Source organism: Hydrogenovibrio sp. 3SP14C1 (genome assembly GCF_029625905.1).
GTDB lineage: Bacteria > Pseudomonadota > Gammaproteobacteria > Thiomicrospirales > Thiomicrospiraceae > Hydrogenovibrio.
This window is the reverse complement of the sequence record NZ_JARTLM010000002.1, coordinates 148,717-166,744: the sequence shown is the minus strand read 5'-3', so window position 1 is coordinate 166,744 and position 18,028 is coordinate 148,717. Positions and strand designations below refer to the sequence as shown.

The window sequence follows — 18,028 nt, the reverse complement described above, 5'->3', positions numbered from 1 at the left end:
AAAGCCATTGAGGATTCAATGGCTTTTTAACTTTAGAACAAAGGTGAATTAATATTAAAATGGTTAACCAACTTCATCCATTAACTGAGACAGAAGATCAACAACCACCTCAGATTGCTTGTCGACTTGAGCCAACCCTGCTTCGACCATCTCTTCATCACCGATTTCTTTAGCATCCATCACTTTCTTAATACCGAGATGCATTTCTTTATGTTCTTCGCCAAGTTTTTGCATCAACGGCAGGTCACCATAAACCTGCCCTTCGCCATAGTACCACTGACCTAAGGCACAGGCTGTCGGATCCGTTGCAGTTTCATAAGTCACGCCGATATCCATTCCATCGACAAACGCTCTGATTTTAGACTTCCATGCCAAATGCGCCTGTACCATTTTTTCAAGTTCTTTGGCTGATTCAGATTGCTGGGTACGCTCAATGCGTTGCACCAGCTGGTTATCCACTTTAAATTCACGAACCAAACTCAGCAAGTCTGACGACTGTTGTAATAAGTCCTGACTGCCTGCTGCGGCTTCTTCAACCAAGCCAGCATTTTGCTGCGTTGTAGAATCCATCTCACTGATTGCCTGACTGACATCATCAATCCCAATTGCTTGTTCATTACTGGCTTTTGCAATGGTAGAAATCATTGCTGATATCTCACCCATTGAGGCGTTCAACTGTGATAAAGCATCACTGGTTTCTTTAACATAGTGACCACTTTGGTCGCTGATAGCGACCGAATTTTCAATTAATTTCTTAATTTCTGACGCGGCATCGGATGACTTCCCAGCTAAGTTTCGTACTTCACCAGCCACGACAGCAAATCCTCGACCATGATCCCCCGCTCTCGCTGCTTCCACAGCCGCGTTAAGTGCCAGCAAGTTGGTCTGGAAGGCAATCCCGTCAATCAAAGTAATAATATCGTTGATTTTTTGACTGGCTTCACTCATCTGATCCATTGATTCCAGCGCTTTTTGCATAATCTGAACGCCTTCGGTCAACTTCTGTTGAGCATCCTGCGTCATATGATTGGCATTATTCGCACTGTCGGCATTACTCCGAACGGTATTCGTCATCTGCATCATTTGCGTCGAGGTTCTTTCCAATGAAACCGTTTGTTGTTGAATTCGGGTCGAAATTGATTCACTGCCATCAGCAATACTTCTAGACTCATCGGCTACCAAACGCGTTACAGATCCTACCTTGCCAATCATTTCTGAAATATTTCGGGTAGAACTGTTTAACGTGTCCTTTAAAACCGCCATCTTGCCGTGGTAAGTTCCTGCCACCAGCTTGGTCAAATCCCCTTCACTGATGCTCGTTTGAACCAATGCCACTTCCTCCACAAAGGCTTCTAGCCCTTCCACAGTGGTATTAATGGCGTCTTTCAAGGTCACAAACTCGCCTCTGGCTTCAGCCGTCACGCGCTTAGAAAAATCACCACGAGACAAAGACTCTAACGTTCTTGAAATATCTTGAACAGTCTCACCAATACGATTCATAGACACTTCAATATCATTCATCACATCAGCGTAATCACCACTCAATACGGTATCATTAGACTTAACAGGTTCAAGCACGCCATTTCGAAGATTATTGGCAGTATCTCTTAACATTAACACCATATTATGAATTTGAACCACCGATTGGTTAACGCCATTCTTCAACGTTAAGAAATCGCCTTTATATTCATGCTCAATAGTCCGTTCAAAGATCCCTTGAGAGACTTCTCCCATCAAACCATTGACGTCACTAATGGCGCCATGAATCGTCTCTAATAAATTATTAATGGCAACGGAGGTTTCACCCAGTTCATCTTTCGAAAAGATCTCAACGCGATGATTCAGTTCACCCGATTGTGTGATTCTGGTCATGGTTTCACGCATAGCGATAATCGGCTTCAGGAAGCTTCGAGCTACAAAAAAACCTGCAACTGAGAAAATGAGAACACTCACACCTAACACGCTCCATAAAGAAATCACCCCTATGTGTTCTTGCTCAGCCAATTCTTGGACGGCAACCGTGTTCTTTTGCTCTTCATATTGCTTAAAATCGGCAACAATATCGGTAAAGGCTTGGTATTTATCACCAAACTCGCCCATCAAAATCTCAGCCGCATCTATTTTGAAGTCTTCATCGACCATCACCATGAAACTACCAAATGAAACATTCGCCGCTACTACATTTTGCTGAATCGCTTCAAAAAAGGCTTGTTCTTTCGCATCCAAATGCATCTTTTCTAAGCTCGAAAAAACATCCCCAATCTCATTACGCGTTTCAGAAAGGCGTTTTTTAGTCGCCTTAATAACGTCTTCTTTCTCAGTCAAAACCAAATCTCTAGACAGAATCGCACGTTCATCTGTTAAATTTTTCAGCTCGTTCAACAGCGTCACTTTAACTTGGTTTTCATTCACCACTTCATTAACCGTTTTCGAAGTCTGACCAAAAATATACTGTGCGACCAAATTGGATACCAGCAAAAATAATATGGCACCAAATATGCCAATGAACATCCGAGTTTTAATTCCCATTTTGACCTTTATCCGATAATACTAAAAAATACATATCCCACTCTGGCAGGGGTTTCTTAGCCCCATTCTATTCAATAGCGGCCATTTACTTGATTGATTATATTTATAATAAAAATGAGGGTGGTTTATAAAACGATTTGCTTATACTGGAAAAATTAAGCTGTTTTTCGAATTAGTGTCATAAATTCAAATGCATAGGCATGGCGTTCATCTTTGTCATGCCTTTCTTTGCTAATTTCTTGCCACTCTTCTGCTAACCATTCCGGAAAAATCGTATCTCCTTCCACATCTGCCTCAACTAAAGTTACATATAATTTATTGGCAAAAGGCATCATCTGCGCATACAGTTGCCCTCCCCCCATAATAATGACTTCTTCGTCTGAAGAACATGTTTTCAATGCCTCTTCAACAGAATGAAAAACCTCGACTCCTTTCGCTTCATAGTCGGCATTGCGCGTAATAACCAAATTACGTCTATTCGGTAAGGGTCGAGAGCCAATCGATTCAAATGTTTTTCGCCCCATCACGACAGGTTTATTTAAAGTATTGGCTTTAAAAAACTTCAAGTCATCTGGCAAATGCCATGGCATGTCATTATCTGCCCCAATAACCCGGTTTTTATCCATCGCTGCAATCAACGAGAGATTCATGTCTTTAGTTATTTCTTTTAAAGCAATACTCATACCGACACCACTGCTTTGATATGAGGATGAGATTCATACCCTTCAATTTCAAAGTCATCAAACTCATACTCAAAAATCGAGGATGGTTTCCGTTTAATTTTTAACTGTGGTAGTGCATAAGGCGCACGTGACATCTGAAGCTCAGCTTGCTCTAAGGTATTGTTATACAAATGAACATCTCCGCCTGTCCAGACAAACTCCCCAACCTCTAAATCTGCCTGTTGGGCAACCATATGGGTTAATAATGCATAACTGGCAATATTGAATGGCACGCCTAAGAAAGTATCGGCACTGCGCTGGTAAAGCTGGCAAGATAATTTGCCATTGGCAACATAAAACTGGAAGAAGGCATGGCACGTTGCAAGCGCCATCCGTCCTTGCTTAACATTTTCTTGTGGACTCATCGACTCATCGGGTAAGTCCGCAGGGTTCCAAGCAGAAACAAGCATGCGACGACTATTAGGGTTATTTTTTAAAGTCTGAATCACTTCTTCAATCTGATTAATCGTTTCGCCATTTGGTTTTTCCCAGGCCACCCATTGCTTACCGTAAATAGGCCCTAAATCACCGGTTTCAGTCGCCCACTCATCCCAGATGCGCACGCCATGTTCTTTTAAGTACTGATTATTGGTGTCCCCCTTCAAAAACCAAAGCAACTCATACACAATGGATTTTAGATGAAGCTTCTTAGTCGTTACCAAAGGAAAGCCATCTTCTAAATTAAAACGCATCTGATACCCAAAAACCGAACGTGTTCCCGTGCCAGTTCGATCGCCTTTCGCGACACCTGTTTCTGTAATGTGTTTTAGTAATTCAAGATATTGTTTCATTCAGACCTCATTATTCTTCAAGTCATTCAAGCGGTTAATCATTTAAGTTTAAGGGTTCATTACTCGATTTTTGCGGTACGCCCAAACCACTAAGCCGATCCCAATTAAAATCATCGGTAATGATAAGAGTTGTCCCATTGTGACCCATCCCCAAAATAAGTAACCAAGCTGAGGATCGGGCTGGCGAAAAAATTCAACAAAGAAACGGAAGAGACCATACAGACCTATAAACAAGCCTGAAACAGCCCCCAAAGGGCGTGGCGTTTTTGTATAAAGCATGAGTACCGTAAATAAGACAAGCCCTTCCAAAAATGCTTCTAAAAGCTGTGTAGGATATTTACTCACGACCATATTCAACGTTGGATCATTCACTTTCATTCCAAATGAAGATTCGGTGACCTTTCCCCATAACTCTCCATTGATAAAATTGCCGATACGGCCGAAAAACAATCCAACTGGCACCATCGGTGCGACAAAATCAGCCACGACCAGAAGAGAGACCTGCATCTTACGAGCAAACAACCACATCGCGGCCATGACACCAATCAAGCCACCATGAAAAGACATCCCTCCTTTCCAGACCTGGAAAACATCCAATGGATAGTCAATGTAATGAGCCAAGTCATAAAACAGAATATAACCAATTCGTCCACCCAGAATCACGCCCAACGCGCCATAAAACAGGAAATCTCCCACACGATCTGCTGTCCAGTGTTCAGAGAACTTTGCCTTATAGCTTCCATATCCCCAGAAAAATGCAAAGCCAGCCAAATACATTAAGCCGTACCAATGAATTTGCAAAGGCCCAAGTGTTAAAGCAACCGGATCAATTTCGGGATAGGTCCACATAAAAAATTAACTCTTTTTAAAATGAGGTCAATCATACCGATTGTTATGGGAAAAGGCTAGCAACCTGATAATCCGTACAAAAACTCATCAGTTTCTTTATATTAAAAACAAAAAAGGCCTAACCCATTTCAATCAATTTGATTGGGTTAAGCCTTTTTCTATTGAAACGCTATTCAGTAAGCGCCCTTAAATCGAGGTTAAATCTTAAATTGGTGAACCAGTCTATCCAGTTTATCCGCCAACTGCTGTAAACGGTTACTGGAAGATTCGGTATTGGCAGCCCCTTCTACCGTTCTTTCAGTAACACCATGAATTTGATTAATATGTTCATTCACTTCACCCGCTAACGCTGTTTGAGATTGAGCGGATGTCAGCATTTCTGAACTCATCTTATTAATATCATCCATTAAGATCACCACTGGGCTCAATACGCGCTCAACCTTCATTACTGAGTCATACCCTGCCTGCGTGGTATCACGCCCTACTTCAACCACTTTAACGGTTTCATTTGTCGCCTTACGAATTTTTTCGATAACACGTTCAATCTGAACCGTGGATTCTTGTGTACGCTGCGCCAATCCTCGAACCTCATCAGCAACCACCGCAAACCCTCGTCCATGTTCACCCGCTCGCGCCGCCTCAATGGCAGCATTCAGCGCAAGCAAATTGGTTTGTTCGGCAATTTCACGAATGACATTAATCACCGTACTGATGGTTTGGCTATCATCATTCAATTGCATAACCGCTTGCGTGATTTTTTCCATCCCTTCTGAGATATTGCGAATATTCTGAGCAGCCCCTTGAACAACTTCACCCCCTTCTTTAACTCGCGCCGCAGCCTGATCGGTTGCACGAGAAGTATTATGGGAATGATCTTCGACGCTTTTCGCTTTTTCAGACATGGTAATCATGGAACGACTGAGTCGCTGTGACGCTTCCAGTTGTTGCTCCACACCTTCTTTCGTTTCATGCGTCACTTCCAACAAGCCTCTTGAAGACACTTCTAGCTCGCTTACTGTTTCCGTAACCTCTTTCAGGGTCGACTGGATCTTACTAATAAATTCATTAAAATAACGAGCTAGATCCGCCAACTCATCTTTACCATCTGCATGTAATCGACGAGTCAAATCCCCTTCTCCATAAGCAATGTCTTTCATGGCATTTGCAGAACGAATAACGGGTTTCACGACGGAGTTAGTCACTTTACGAGAGATAATCATCCCAATCAACTGGCCAAATACCGATAAACTCAACAATAAAATTAGATTACGCAGGGTACTATCAACCACTTCCTGGCTGGTATCTTGCATTTGTGTAACTGAGCTTTCTGAAATATGCTCTAAATCAGTTTCCAAAGAATTAAATAATGGCTTGATTTTATTTTCCATTAACCAAGTATCCATACGCCACTTAGGTCCTTGGTGAATACGCTTAAGCGTCATGAAGTTTTCACGATATTTTTCATACTCTGCACGTGTTCTTTCAATCCCATCCTCTTCTTCCAGAGTCAATTCAAATCGAGATTGTGTTGCAAGATATTCCAATCCTTTTTCAACGGAATTTAGATAATTTTCTGTGTCTGCAGCCATTGATTCATTTCGAAATGCCACATACCCTCTTAAACCACTCAAAACATTTAACCAATCTTTTTGCAGGTTTAATAATGCATCAATAATCGGTTTACGATTTGAATTCAAATCCACCAATTCTGAATCAATCATTAAACCGATTTGCTGTTGAATCAAAATAGCAGACGGCATCATTTCTTGATTCACAAAAGCAAAAGCTGGAAACTTCTTATTTCGATCGGATTGCAACTCCTGAACCTGTTCAACAAAAGCGGGTAACTGTGATAAATCATTCAGAATTCGATCTAAAACTTCTTCATCTTCTTTTGATTGGTTAGCACTGACTTTAGAATTGAGCTTAGCTAATATTTCTTCAGAGTTCTCAATCCCTTTTGCATAAGATCTTAGGTTTTCTGGATCATTGGTCAGCATATACATGCTTAACGCATTCATACTTTTTTCCAGGGCATTTGTCATTTCATTGGCCTGCAAGGCGATGGGTTGTTTTACTTCCACCACTTCCTTAACATTTTCCCGCACAATAAACAGGTTGACTGCCGCCTGTATGGTAATGATCGCTAACACTACCCAAATCACGCCGAAACCAAAACGCATCTTTTGTTTTATAGTCAATTTTTGTAGAAACTTTTCCATGCAAATTCCATCTTTGAAACAGTTAGATTATGCAACATCAAGCAAACCCAATGCCATCAACAACAATTCATTAAAAATAAATACTCTGCCTACCACTTCGAATCAAACCGGGTAACACTAAAAAAACCACCAGGCCTGCCACAATGAGATTTTAGATGATACAAAAAAACCACTTAAAAGTGGTTTTTTTAAGAGACAACTTGATACACATTAAACTTAGCGTTCTGCCCCTGTCAAAAAAACGGTAAAAAATACCGCTTTTTAACTTTTTTAATCACAGCTTAATCACGATAAGGATAATGACCTCGGGCAATCAATCCTCCGTCCATCGTTAGAACAGACCCAGTCATCCATTCGGAGACATCCGACAATAAAAACGCCGTCGTCGCGCCCATGTCTTCGACCGAACCGTAACGACCTGCTGGCATGGCACCAACCCATTTCTTCTCCATTGCCGGTTCATAGAGCACATCAAACGTTCTTTCGACGGGCACGACACCAGGTGCCAAACTATTGACACGAATGCCATATTGCCCCCATTCCACCGCATGGACTTTCATCATCGCATCCAAGCCTGCTTTGGATGCCGCATAAGCGGCAAACCACTCACAAGTCGCTTGCCCATGAACACTGCTATTATTCACAATCACACCCTCCTGTTGCGCGGTTTTACACGCATCAGCAAAATGTGTACTCAATAAATACGGGGCTTGTAGATTCACTGCAATCGTATTGTTAAATTGCTGTCCAGTCTTATCTTTTAAACTTAATGATTTAGTGATAATACCCGCATTATTAACCAGCCCATCCAATCCCTCAAAAACTTGCCAGGCCTGGTCAAAAAAAGCTGGGATGGTTGTTAGGTTTTTAAAATCACACTGTAACAACTGAGCCTCCGCACCCAATTCCGTCACTGTTTGATAGGTTTTTTCAATGCCTATTTCATTACGATTGTAATGCAACACCAGTCGACTACCCGCTCGGGCTAAGGCCAATGCCATCCCCGCTCCAATTCCGCTGGACGCGCCTGTGATTAAAATACGCTTTCCTTTCAAATCTGGAAATTGAGCTTGTGTCTTTTGCATAACGCCTCTAACGAATTAATTTTTTATAAGATTTAAGGGAATCAGTTAGACAGATTCAACAGTACATCGACAATTTTTTCTTTGGCCGACTGTTGAGCTGAAGCCTTGATGGATTGCGATGCGGTTTCGCAGTGACCATCAGCCATCCAAAATTGGATTCTTGCTGCCAGTAACTCAGGCGTCATATCTGCCTGCTGAAGAATTTCACCGCCATTTAAGTTAACCAATGCTTGCGCATTCATGGTCTGGTGATCATCCACTGCAAAAGGAAACGGGACTAATATCGCTGGACGCGCGGCTGCCATTAATTCCGAAACCGTCAATGCACCCGAGCGACAGATAACCAGATCTGCCTGCTGGTACGCGGAAACCATATCATCAATAAACGGCACAACTTCGGCGGCAACATTTGCAGCCTGATAGAAGGACTGCGCTTGGTCTAATGTTTTTTGCCCTGTCTGATGGATTACTTGAGGCCGTTGGGATTCAGACAGCAGCGCCAATGCTTTTGGCACCATTTCATTTAAAGCCAACGCACCTCGGCTGCCGCCCAATACTAACAGACGGCGAGGAGAATGTGCTTGTACGAGAGGCAAGCTTTCTAACCCTGTTCTAACAGGGTTTCCAATCACCTCCACCTGTTTGCCTTTTATTTTTGTTTGAGGAAAAGCACAAATCACTTTTTTGGCAAAAGGAGCCAACAACTTATTGGTTAATCCCGGTATGGCGTTTTGTTCATGCAATACCAGTGGCTTTCTTAAGGATAACGCTGCCAAACCCCCAGGTCCACAAACAAAGCCTCCCATCCCTAACACCAAATCAGGTGCTTCTTGGCGAATAATGCGCCGAGCTTGTCGCCAAGCTTTAAACACATTTAATGGTGCCTTTAACCAGCCTAAGAGACCATTACCACGCAGGCCTTTAATTGAAATAGTATAAAAAGGAATATTGGCAGCATCGACCCATTGTTTTTCCATGCCATTGCGCGTCCCAAGCCAAACCGTTTTCACTTGTTTATCGGCTAAAGCTTCTGCCAAAACCAAGCCAGGGAAAACATGCCCCCCTGTACCACCTGCCATAATTAGAATTTTTTTCATCGTGCACCACGCTGACTGTCACCCAAGCCTTGTTCTAAAACTGCTTGTCGTGTTTCCAAGTCGACTCTTAACACAATCGCTAACCCGATAAACAACATCAAGGCACTTGACCCCCCATAACTCATAAGGGGTAAGGTCAATCCCTTCGTCGGAAATAGTCCAAGGTTTACCCCCATATTAATCATGGCTTGTAATACAATCCAAATCCCAACACCGTAGGCAATCAACCCACCAAAATACTCAGTTTGATTAAAGGCTTTTCGCCCAATTCTAAAACAGCGATAAAGAATGGTTACATATAACAATGCCAAACAAATAACACCAATCAAGCCATACTCTTCTGCAAAGATGGAAAACAAAAAGTCGGTATGCGCATCAGGCAAATACAACAGCTTTTGTACACTTTCACCAACCCCGACACCAAACCACTCTCCACGCCCGGACGCAATCAAGGCCTGTGTCAACTGATAGCCATGCCCAAAAGGATCCGACCATGGATCCAAAAAGTTCGTCACCCTCGCCATTCTGTAAGGAGAGGTAATGACCATCATGACCAACAAGGTAGCAATCGGCAAAACGGTCATGACAAAAAAGCGCCAAGGCGCGCCGGCAATCAACAGCATCCCGGTAATAATCACGGCAATCACAAACGTGCTTCCGAAATCCGGCTCCAATAAAAGTAATATCGCCATAACCCCAAAAGGTAAGGCGAGACGAATAACCGCCTCGAAACTCTCTCTAACCGCAGTGGCGTGGCGATCTAAATACCCGGCCATAAAGACAACCACGGCTATTTTCATAAATTCCGATACTTGAAAGTTCATCACAATTAACGGAAGCCAGCGCTTACTCCCATTAATTTCACGCCCGAACACTAACACTAAGACCAATAAAACCAGCCCAACAATAAACAGTTGCCCGCGATATTTTCGCCAAAAGGACAGTGGAATTTTCAACACAATATAAGCGGTTATAATGCCCAGCCCCATGGAAAACAGTTGTCTCAACAGATAATGTGTCGGATCACCAAAACGCTTTTCACTGATAGCAATGGAACTGGAAGCAACCATGGTAAGCCCAATGGTAACCAGAACTGCCAGAGCGCCTATGAGCCAAAAATCTATTGGCCATCTTTGGCTTTGTTGGCGCCAATCACGTATCGGCATATTAGCTTTCGCTCCCTACTTCGTTGGCAATGTATTGCTGTACAAAAGCTTCAAAAGCATTCCCTCTTTCAATATAGTTTTTAAACTGATCAAAGCTTGCACATGCGGGAGAAAATAACACTGCATCTCCTGATTTTGCCAGTGGTTTTGCCAATAAAACGGCTTCTGACAAGGTCTCGACCAATTGTACTTTTTCTGCAGGAAGTTGTTGAGCGATAACGGCTTTATCTTGACCAAACAAAATAGCGTGTCCGCAGAACTCAGCAACTGCTTTGCCAAGCTCTTTAAAGTCTGCTTCTTTGCCCACACCCCCCGCAATCAAAATCACTTGACCATCCAGTGTTTCTTGAATCGATTCAATCGCGGTGACCGTTGCCCCCACATTGGTGCCTTTCGAATCGTTAATCCAGCTAACGCCGTCTTGCTCAAGCACAACTTGCGTTCGATGCGGTAAGCCCTTAAAGGCTTTAAGCACTTTTTCAAACACGGCGTCTGACAACTCAAACGGTCGACAAAGCGCCATCATTGCCAAGGCATTTAATTGATGATGTAAGCCTTGCTGCGCCATGCATGAAACTGGAACGGATGCATGATCTTCCCACCCTAGCCAGGCCTGGCCATTTTTCATCACAATGCCATATTCCTTAGGCGGTAACGTTTCAGCATAATTTAATCCAAATCGAACTTCATCTCCTGGTCGAGCGATGCCAACCCGTTCAAAATCTAACGGAATGACAGCCAGTTCTGTGTTGTTTAAAATGGTCATTTTGGCTTGAATATAGTCTTCAATAGCAAGGTAACGATCCATGTGATCTTCTGAAATATTCAGAACAGTGGCAGCAACCGCTTGTAAAGAATAGGTGGTTTCTAATTGAAAACTCGATAATTCCAGAACGTAAACATTAAAGTCTGTTTCATGGGTTAATAAGTCCAGTGCTGGACAACCGATATTCCCACCCACCCCGACAACATAACCAGCTTCTTTTAAGGCTTCCGCGACCAGCGTCGTAACCGTACTTTTACCGTTTGACCCTGTTATTGCCACAATCGGTTGACCGGCGGCTCTGGCAAACAACTCTATATCGCCAATCACTTCTGTCCCCTGATTAATGCAATATTTTACCCAAGGCTCGGATTTAGCAATACCGGGGCTGAGTACGATTGATGTGATTTTTCCACACCAGTGCGATGGCAAGGTTCCCGTCGCAAACTCAACATCCGGGTAACTCTTTTCCAATTCTGATGTATCAAACTCGGGACGAGTATCCAAAGCAAAGCAGGGTTCGCCCTGGCTGGCAAAATAATTTAATACACTCTGACCGGTTAATCCTAATCCTGCTACGAGATACACTTTAGCCTATCCTTTTCTTTATTGAACTTCGTCGTTCTATGCAACTTCCTGACACTGTTTAATACAGTTGTTATTATCGAATTTTTAAGCTGGCCAACCCAATTAATACCAATAAAATAGTGATGATCCAAAAACGAACAATGACTTGCGACTCATGCCACCCTTTTTGTTCAAAATGATGGTGCAATGGTGCCATTAAAAAGATACGCTTTCCATTTCGTAATTTATAAGAGCCCACCTGTAAAATGACCGACAGCGTTTCTGCGACAAAAATTCCGCCCATAATAAACAAAACCAATTCTTGACGCACAGCAACCGCAACAATCCCTAATGCCGCCCCGATTGATAGAGAGCCAACATCGCCCATAAAAACTTGCGCAGGGTGCGCGTTAAACCATAAAAACCCTAACCCAGCACCCACCAGCGCGGCACAAAAAATGGCCAGTTCTCCCACACCGGGAATATAAGGAATCTGTAGGTAATCTGAAAAATATAAATGCCCTGTTACATAAGCAAACACACCTAAAGCACCAGCGACCATCACTGTTGGCATAATCGCCAGGCCATCCAAGCCATCGGTTAAATTAACGGCATTCGACGTCCCCACAATAACAAAGTAAGCCAACACAACTGTCCAAGCCCCCAAATAGATAAAGGTGTCTTTCATATAAGGAATCAACAACTGTGCTTCGGCTGGCACTTTTGCTAAATAATACAAAGCAAAAGCCGCCACCAGCCCCACAATCGATTGCCAGAAAAACTTGGTACGAGAGCGCATACCGTTCGGATCTTTATAAACAACTTTTTTATAATCGTCTACAAAACCGATGACACCAAACCCTAACATCGTAAGCGTGGCAATCAACAAGTAATGATTGCTCAAATTCCCCCACAATAAAACAGCGATGGAGACTGAAAACAGAATCATAACGCCACCCATCGTCGGCGTTCCGGTTTTAACCAAATGCGTTTCAGGGCCATCCAAACGAACGCTTTGACCGACTTTTAAGCGGATAAGCCAACGAATGACTCTTGGGCCGATCATAAAGGAAATAAGCAATGCCGTCAGCACACTCATAATGGTTCGCATCGTAATATAATTAAAGACGCTAAAACCAGAAATATATTGCGTTAGATAGTCTGTTAAATAAATTAGCATGCTATTTATCCTTGGTTGTGTTCATCGTGTATGGAAGATTGGTACGCTTCCAATGAGGCTAAAACAGTTTCACTGACCCGTTCCATTTTGGCCGAACGGGATCCTTTTACCAGTAGGTTTTGTATTTCATCTTGTTGAATTAAACGTACGGCTTCTTGCGCCAAAGCATCCTGTGATTCAAACCACAGAGCACCTTCTCCAAAAACGGTTTGCATACTTTGTGTTGCTGCCCCAAAAAGCAATAAGCTTTTGACGCCTTTTTCCTTGGCAAACGCAGCAACATCTTGATGTAGGGTTTCTGAGTCTTCGCCAAGCTCTGCCATTCCTCCTAAACAAACAGCTGATTTACCGGGTAACTGAATCAAGGTTTCAATAGCGGCTTTAACCGACGACGGGTTCGCATTATAACTGTCATCAACTAAAATCCCTTTGGGTAATAATGATTGTTGTAGTCGTCCAGAGACACCACCAAAATCAACCAGGCCTGGCTGAATGTCAGGCCAGGATAACCCAGCGGCCAAACACGCAGCGACTGCCGCCGCCGCATTCATGGCATTATGAAATCCAAGAACCGGCATCGTCACAACTTCTGATTGACGTATTTCATGCCAGTTCAAATCCAGCGTAAAGGCGATCTGGTTCTCTGACTGTTTAAAGTCAGTGACCTGTACATTGGCAAAACGCGCCTGCCCAAAGGTTATTACCGAAACTTGTAACCGCTGACTTTTCTCCACCCAATATTCAAACCCCGGAGAATCGGTATTTAAAACCGCTACGCCGCCTTCACAAACCCCTTCCAGAATCTCTCCCTTGGTTTCAATCACGCCTTGCAAAGAACCAAAACCTTCCAAGTGTGCGCCAGCCGCCAACGTAATGACTGCAACATCAGGTTTGGCTATTTGAGTCAGGTAGGCAATCTCTTTTCGGTGATTGGCACCCATCTCAATCACGGCATAATCATCTGATTCTGAAAGCTCTAATAAGGTACGTGGCAGTCCAAAATCATTGTTTAAATTTCCTTGAGTCGCCAGCACCGTGGCATGATTTGATAAGATATGTGCTAGCAGTGCTTTTGTGGTGGTTTTACCATTAGAGCCGGTCACCCCGATTAAACCTTTCAACCCCATTTGTTGTCTATGCCAAGCTGCGAACTGCCCAAAAGCAATTCGCGTGTCATCTACCAAAACGGCTGGCACAACCGTTTCCATCGGTTCAGAGATCAACACCGCAACAGCACCCTGGCGAACTGCATCGCCGACAAAGGAATGGCCGTCAAAGTTTTCACCTTTAATCGCAATATAAAGCGCACCAGATTTCAACGTCCGTGTATCAGTGCTGACTGACGTAAAAATCACGGGATCATCTCCCAATAATTCGCCAGCCAACACACCATTTACGGCTTCAACCAAATCTGTTAAATCCCATGTCATATATAGTTCCTTGTCAAACCGAACCAGCACCAGAGGTACTAAACAATTCTTTAACCATTTTCTGGTCACTCATTGGCCAGCGTTTTCCTTTAATTTCTTGGTAATCTTCATGCCCCTTGCCGGCAATCACCACCATATCACAGCTTGATGCTTGTTTAACGGCATAAGCAATCGCTTCCGGGCGATCATGAATCACTTTGGCTGGGCGATGCATGCCTTTTTTAATATCAGCAATAATCGCTTCAGGCAATTCACCTCGAGGGTTATCATCCGTCAATACCACTTCATCAGCGTAAGTTTCTGCTACTTTCCCCATTAATGGACGCTTTCCAGTGTCTCGATCGCCACCACAGCCAAACACCACCCATAATTTTGTTTCCTTAGCTGATGCATGATGAGTTGTCGCTTTCAAAACAGCTTCAAGGGCATCGGGGGTATGTGCATAATCAACCAATACCGTGGGGTGATTTGGCTGAATTAATAACTCCATGCGACCACTAACCGCTTTAACCGATGCCAATGATTTTTGTATTTTAGATGCTTCCAGACCGCAAGCAGACAGTACAGAAACAGCACAAAGCACATTCTCTAAGTTAAACTGACCCATTAACGGTAGTTCAAATGCTAAGGAAACGCCTTGAACGATTAAGGTGCCCTGCATGCCGGTCAAATTCAATATACTGTCTAAACAAACGATGTCTGCTTGAGCATCTTTTTGAGAATAACTTATTACCCTATCTATCGTGGGTAACTCTCGCAGTAAGGCTTGACCAACCAAGTCATCGACATTCAGAACCTGATATTGGCTTGGGTAATTTAAAAATAATTTTTTCTTAACAGCTTGGTATGCAGCTTCTGTGTGATGGAAATCTAAATGATCCCGTGTCACCTGTGTCATGGCTAAAACTTCAAAACCAATCCCGGCAATCCGACCTAGCTCAATCGCATGAGAAGAAACTTCCATCACAACATAATCAGCTTGCTGTGCAGCAAAATCATTTAACAAATGATTTAGCGTTACCACATCAACGGTGGTGTTTTGGCTGGTTTTTAAGGCACCAAACCAACCATTTCCAAGCGTGCCCATCAATGCAACTTTATAATTTAAAGCATTCAGCATTTGAGCCATATAATGACTGCTGGAGGTTTTCCCATTGGTGCCCGTCACACCAATCACTTTGACTCGTTCGCTAGGTGCATCATAAAACCATTTCGCAAAATCGGCTAACCGCTTATCCAGTAATGGCACCTCAATAACAGGACAGGTCGTCATTTTGTGATCATCGTTCTGTTTATTAAATTCTGCCAGGCCTGCTGTATCGGTCAATATGCAGCGGGCACCATTTTTAATGGCCTGTTCAGCGTAAAGGATTCCGTGAGATTGAACGCCTGATAAAGCGATAAATGCCGCCCCTTCTGTAATCTGACGTGAATCAATCGTTAAGGCGACTATATCTTTTTCAATGCCTTTAATCGATGGTGAGTTAGGTAACTCAAAGAATGTCAAAATCTCGGCAAGCCGCTTCATTTTTGCTCATCCTCAATAATTTCGTCTGGTGGGACATTCTTTAAACGAAGCACCTCTTCCATAACTTCTTTAAATATGGGGGCAGCGACCTTTCCACCGTAATAAATGCCTCGACTCGGTTCATTGACAGCCGTCACCATAATATATTTTGGATTCGAGACTGGAACAATGCCGGCAAACAAGGAAATGTATTTATTTTCTTCATACCCGCCTATTTTAGTTCGATGTACTGTTCCTGTTTTTCCTGCAATACGATACCCTTCAATCTTAGCTTCTGGCGCCGTTCCATTACGACCAACAACGTTCTCCATCATCTGCAATACTGCTGCTGCCGATTCTTTTGAGACGACCTGATGTCCTATAGGAACCTCATTTAACTTTAATAAACTTAAAGGCTTGATACGCCCTTGATTGGCAAAGATCATATATGCATGTGCCAGTTGCATTAAATTAATGTTAAAGCCGTATCCAAAGGAAGCCGATGCTTGATCAATCTTCTGCCATTCATTTGCAGGGCGTAAAAAACCTAAAGTTTCGCCGGGTAGAAACAACCCTAAATCTTGTCCGAACCCGACATCATGGTACATTTGCCATTCATCATTCGGTGTCATCTTCAGAGCAATTTTGGTAGCGCCAACATTACTTGAAAGCTTAATAACTTCCGCCGGGGTAATGGTGCCGTGGTTTCGGGTATCTGTAATGCGCTGACCTTGAATACGAATCGAACCAGGTGACGTTTGAATTTCATCGGTTAAATGAATCACTTTTAAGTCTAACGCTTTGGCCATAATAAAAGGTTTTACCGTTGAGCCGGGCTCAATCCGATCAGCAATGACACTGTTGCGCAACCGAGCGCCTGTTAATTGACTACGATCATTCGGGTTAAATGCAGGTAAAGAGACCATTGCCAATACTTCACCTGTCTTGGCATCTAAAATCACCGACATAATCGAACTGGCTTGGTGTTTAATAAAACTTTTCTTCAAAGCGTGATAAAGAAAAAACTGCATATCTTTATCAATACTCAGTACCATTGGTTTACCCGGCTCCGCAGGGTGAATATCTTTAACAAACTCAACCACTCGACCGGCACGATCTTTAATAACTTGTTTTTTTCCATCGACTCCAGATAACCAGTCTTCATACGTTTTTTCAATTCCCGCGATACCGACATCGTCAATATTGGTATAACCGATTAAATGCCCAACCACTTCTCCTGCTGGATAATAACGCTTATATTGGTTTTGAACGTAAAGTCCAGGAACATCTAAAGCTTCAATCTTGGCGGTCAACTCTGGCAGAACGCCACGTTTAACATATAAAAAACGACGACTTTTTTTCGCTAAAACCTCTTGAGTAAAGCTACTAAAAGAAACTCCAAGCAACCCTAGCATCGCACGATAGGCCTGCTTTTTTTCTTTAATAAAGGCCTGTCTTTTTGCATATTCTTTAACAGAAAGATTATCAAGATTTGTTTTTAGATTTTGTTGTTGCGAGTCTAAATAGAAAGATAAAACCTTAGGATCAACCCAAATAGAATCAATGGGCGTGCTTAATGCCAGAACATTATTATTACGGTCAAAAATTTCGCCACGTGGTGCTGGAATTTCCAGACTTCTTATTTGGCGTTTATTACCTTCATTTTGAAGAAAATCTGACTCTAAGATTTGGACGTGAAATGCTTTAAAAAGAATGGCAACGAATAGCATCACGATCAACGTGAAAATCAACGAATCTCTATTAATTTTCGGATTCTGCTGAGGATGCATTAAGTTTTTCCAAAATAATAGTTTGAGAATTCAAGTTTTCGGGGGTTTTATCTAATGTCATATTTAACTGTGTTCTAGCAATATGCTCTACCCGGGCTAAAGCGGTTAAGTGATGTTTTTCCAACGTTAACTTACCGTGCTCTTCATTCAAAAGCACTTCTTGTTTCAATGCATTCGCATATTGCGTCTCTAAATGACGAACCTGGTGTTGAATTTGAATAATTGAGATCAGAGAAATAAAGACAAGGACCAGCAAAAAGAGTGCAAAGAAACCTTGCCAGTTAATCTGATTAAACTGGCTAAGTTTGGGGAGTTTTTGCACTACCATCT

General features: G+C 42.7%; 14 protein-coding genes. All 14 read right to left on the bottom strand.

The genetic code is table 11. The annotated features are described in order from the left end of the window. Positions 1 to 63: 63 nt before the first annotated feature. Positions 64 to 2,529, bottom strand: a complete 2,466-nt coding sequence (locus tag P8629_RS02225) for a methyl-accepting chemotaxis protein (protein ID WP_278164056.1) — start codon at positions 2,527 to 2,529, stop codon at positions 64 to 66. Positions 2,530 to 2,684: 155 nt separating this feature from the next. Next, entirely contained in the window at positions 2,685 to 3,212 is a 528-nt protein-coding gene (gene folA, locus P8629_RS02220) for a type 3 dihydrofolate reductase (RefSeq protein ID WP_278164054.1), read from the bottom strand. Continuing rightward, a complete protein-coding gene (locus P8629_RS02215) occupies positions 3,209 to 4,042 on the bottom strand; it encodes a thymidylate synthase (RefSeq protein ID WP_278164053.1) in 834 nt (277 codons plus the stop codon). The genes folA and P8629_RS02215 overlap by 4 nt, the downstream gene beginning before the upstream one ends. 48 nt (positions 4,043 to 4,090) lie before the next feature. After that, positions 4,091 to 4,891 carry a prolipoprotein diacylglyceryl transferase gene (lgt, locus tag P8629_RS02210; protein ID WP_278164051.1) on the bottom strand — a complete coding sequence of 267 codons (801 nt, stop codon included), beginning with the start codon at positions 4,889 to 4,891 and terminating at the stop codon, positions 4,091 to 4,093. A 197-nt stretch (positions 4,892 to 5,088) separates the two neighbouring features. Continuing rightward, positions 5,089 to 7,113: a HAMP domain-containing methyl-accepting chemotaxis protein gene (locus P8629_RS02205; RefSeq protein ID WP_278164050.1), complete on the bottom strand. Its 2,025-nt coding sequence runs from the start codon at positions 7,111 to 7,113 to the stop codon at positions 5,089 to 5,091. Positions 7,114 to 7,394: 281 nt separating this feature from the next. After that, positions 7,395 to 8,198, bottom strand: coding sequence for an SDR family NAD(P)-dependent oxidoreductase (locus tag P8629_RS02200; protein WP_278164048.1), 804 nt, complete (start codon positions 8,196 to 8,198; stop codon positions 7,395 to 7,397). Between the two features lie 41 nt (positions 8,199 to 8,239). Then, the gene (gene murG, locus P8629_RS02195; protein ID WP_278164047.1) at positions 8,240 to 9,295 is read right to left on the bottom strand and encodes an undecaprenyldiphospho-muramoylpentapeptide beta-N-acetylglucosaminyltransferase; all 1,056 of its coding nucleotides are present in this window, start codon (positions 9,293 to 9,295) and stop codon (positions 8,240 to 8,242) included. Beyond that, positions 9,292 to 10,461 (bottom strand): putative lipid II flippase FtsW, encoded by a 1,170-nt coding sequence (ftsW, locus tag P8629_RS02190; protein ID WP_278164045.1) that lies wholly within the window; start codon positions 10,459 to 10,461, stop codon positions 9,292 to 9,294. The genes murG and ftsW overlap by 4 nt, the downstream gene beginning before the upstream one ends. Before the next feature lies 1 nt (position 10,462). Next, positions 10,463 to 11,812: a UDP-N-acetylmuramoyl-L-alanine--D-glutamate ligase gene (gene murD, locus P8629_RS02185; RefSeq protein ID WP_278164044.1), complete on the bottom strand. Its 1,350-nt coding sequence runs from the start codon at positions 11,810 to 11,812 to the stop codon at positions 10,463 to 10,465. 73 nt (positions 11,813 to 11,885) lie between these two features. Continuing rightward, a complete protein-coding gene (gene mraY, locus P8629_RS02180; protein ID WP_278164042.1) occupies positions 11,886 to 12,971 on the bottom strand; it encodes a phospho-N-acetylmuramoyl-pentapeptide-transferase in 1,086 nt (361 codons plus the stop codon). 5 nt (positions 12,972 to 12,976) lie between these two features. Continuing rightward, entirely contained in the window at positions 12,977 to 14,401 is a 1,425-nt protein-coding gene (locus P8629_RS02175; protein ID WP_278164040.1) for a UDP-N-acetylmuramoyl-tripeptide--D-alanyl-D-alanine ligase, read from the bottom strand. A 13-nt stretch (positions 14,402 to 14,414) separates the two neighbouring features. Then, entirely contained in the window at positions 14,415 to 15,929 is a 1,515-nt protein-coding gene (locus tag P8629_RS02170) for a UDP-N-acetylmuramoyl-L-alanyl-D-glutamate--2,6-diaminopimelate ligase (RefSeq protein ID WP_278164039.1), read from the bottom strand. After that, the gene (locus P8629_RS02165) at positions 15,926 to 17,698 is read right to left on the bottom strand and encodes a peptidoglycan D,D-transpeptidase FtsI family protein (RefSeq protein WP_278164037.1); all 1,773 of its coding nucleotides are present in this window, start codon (positions 17,696 to 17,698) and stop codon (positions 15,926 to 15,928) included. The genes P8629_RS02170 and P8629_RS02165 overlap by 4 nt, the downstream gene beginning before the upstream one ends. After that, a complete protein-coding gene (ftsL, locus tag P8629_RS02160) occupies positions 17,670 to 18,026 on the bottom strand; it encodes a cell division protein FtsL (protein WP_278164036.1) in 357 nt (118 codons plus the stop codon). The genes P8629_RS02165 and ftsL overlap by 29 nt, the downstream gene beginning before the upstream one ends. Between the last annotated feature and the right edge of the window lie 2 nt (positions 18,027 to 18,028).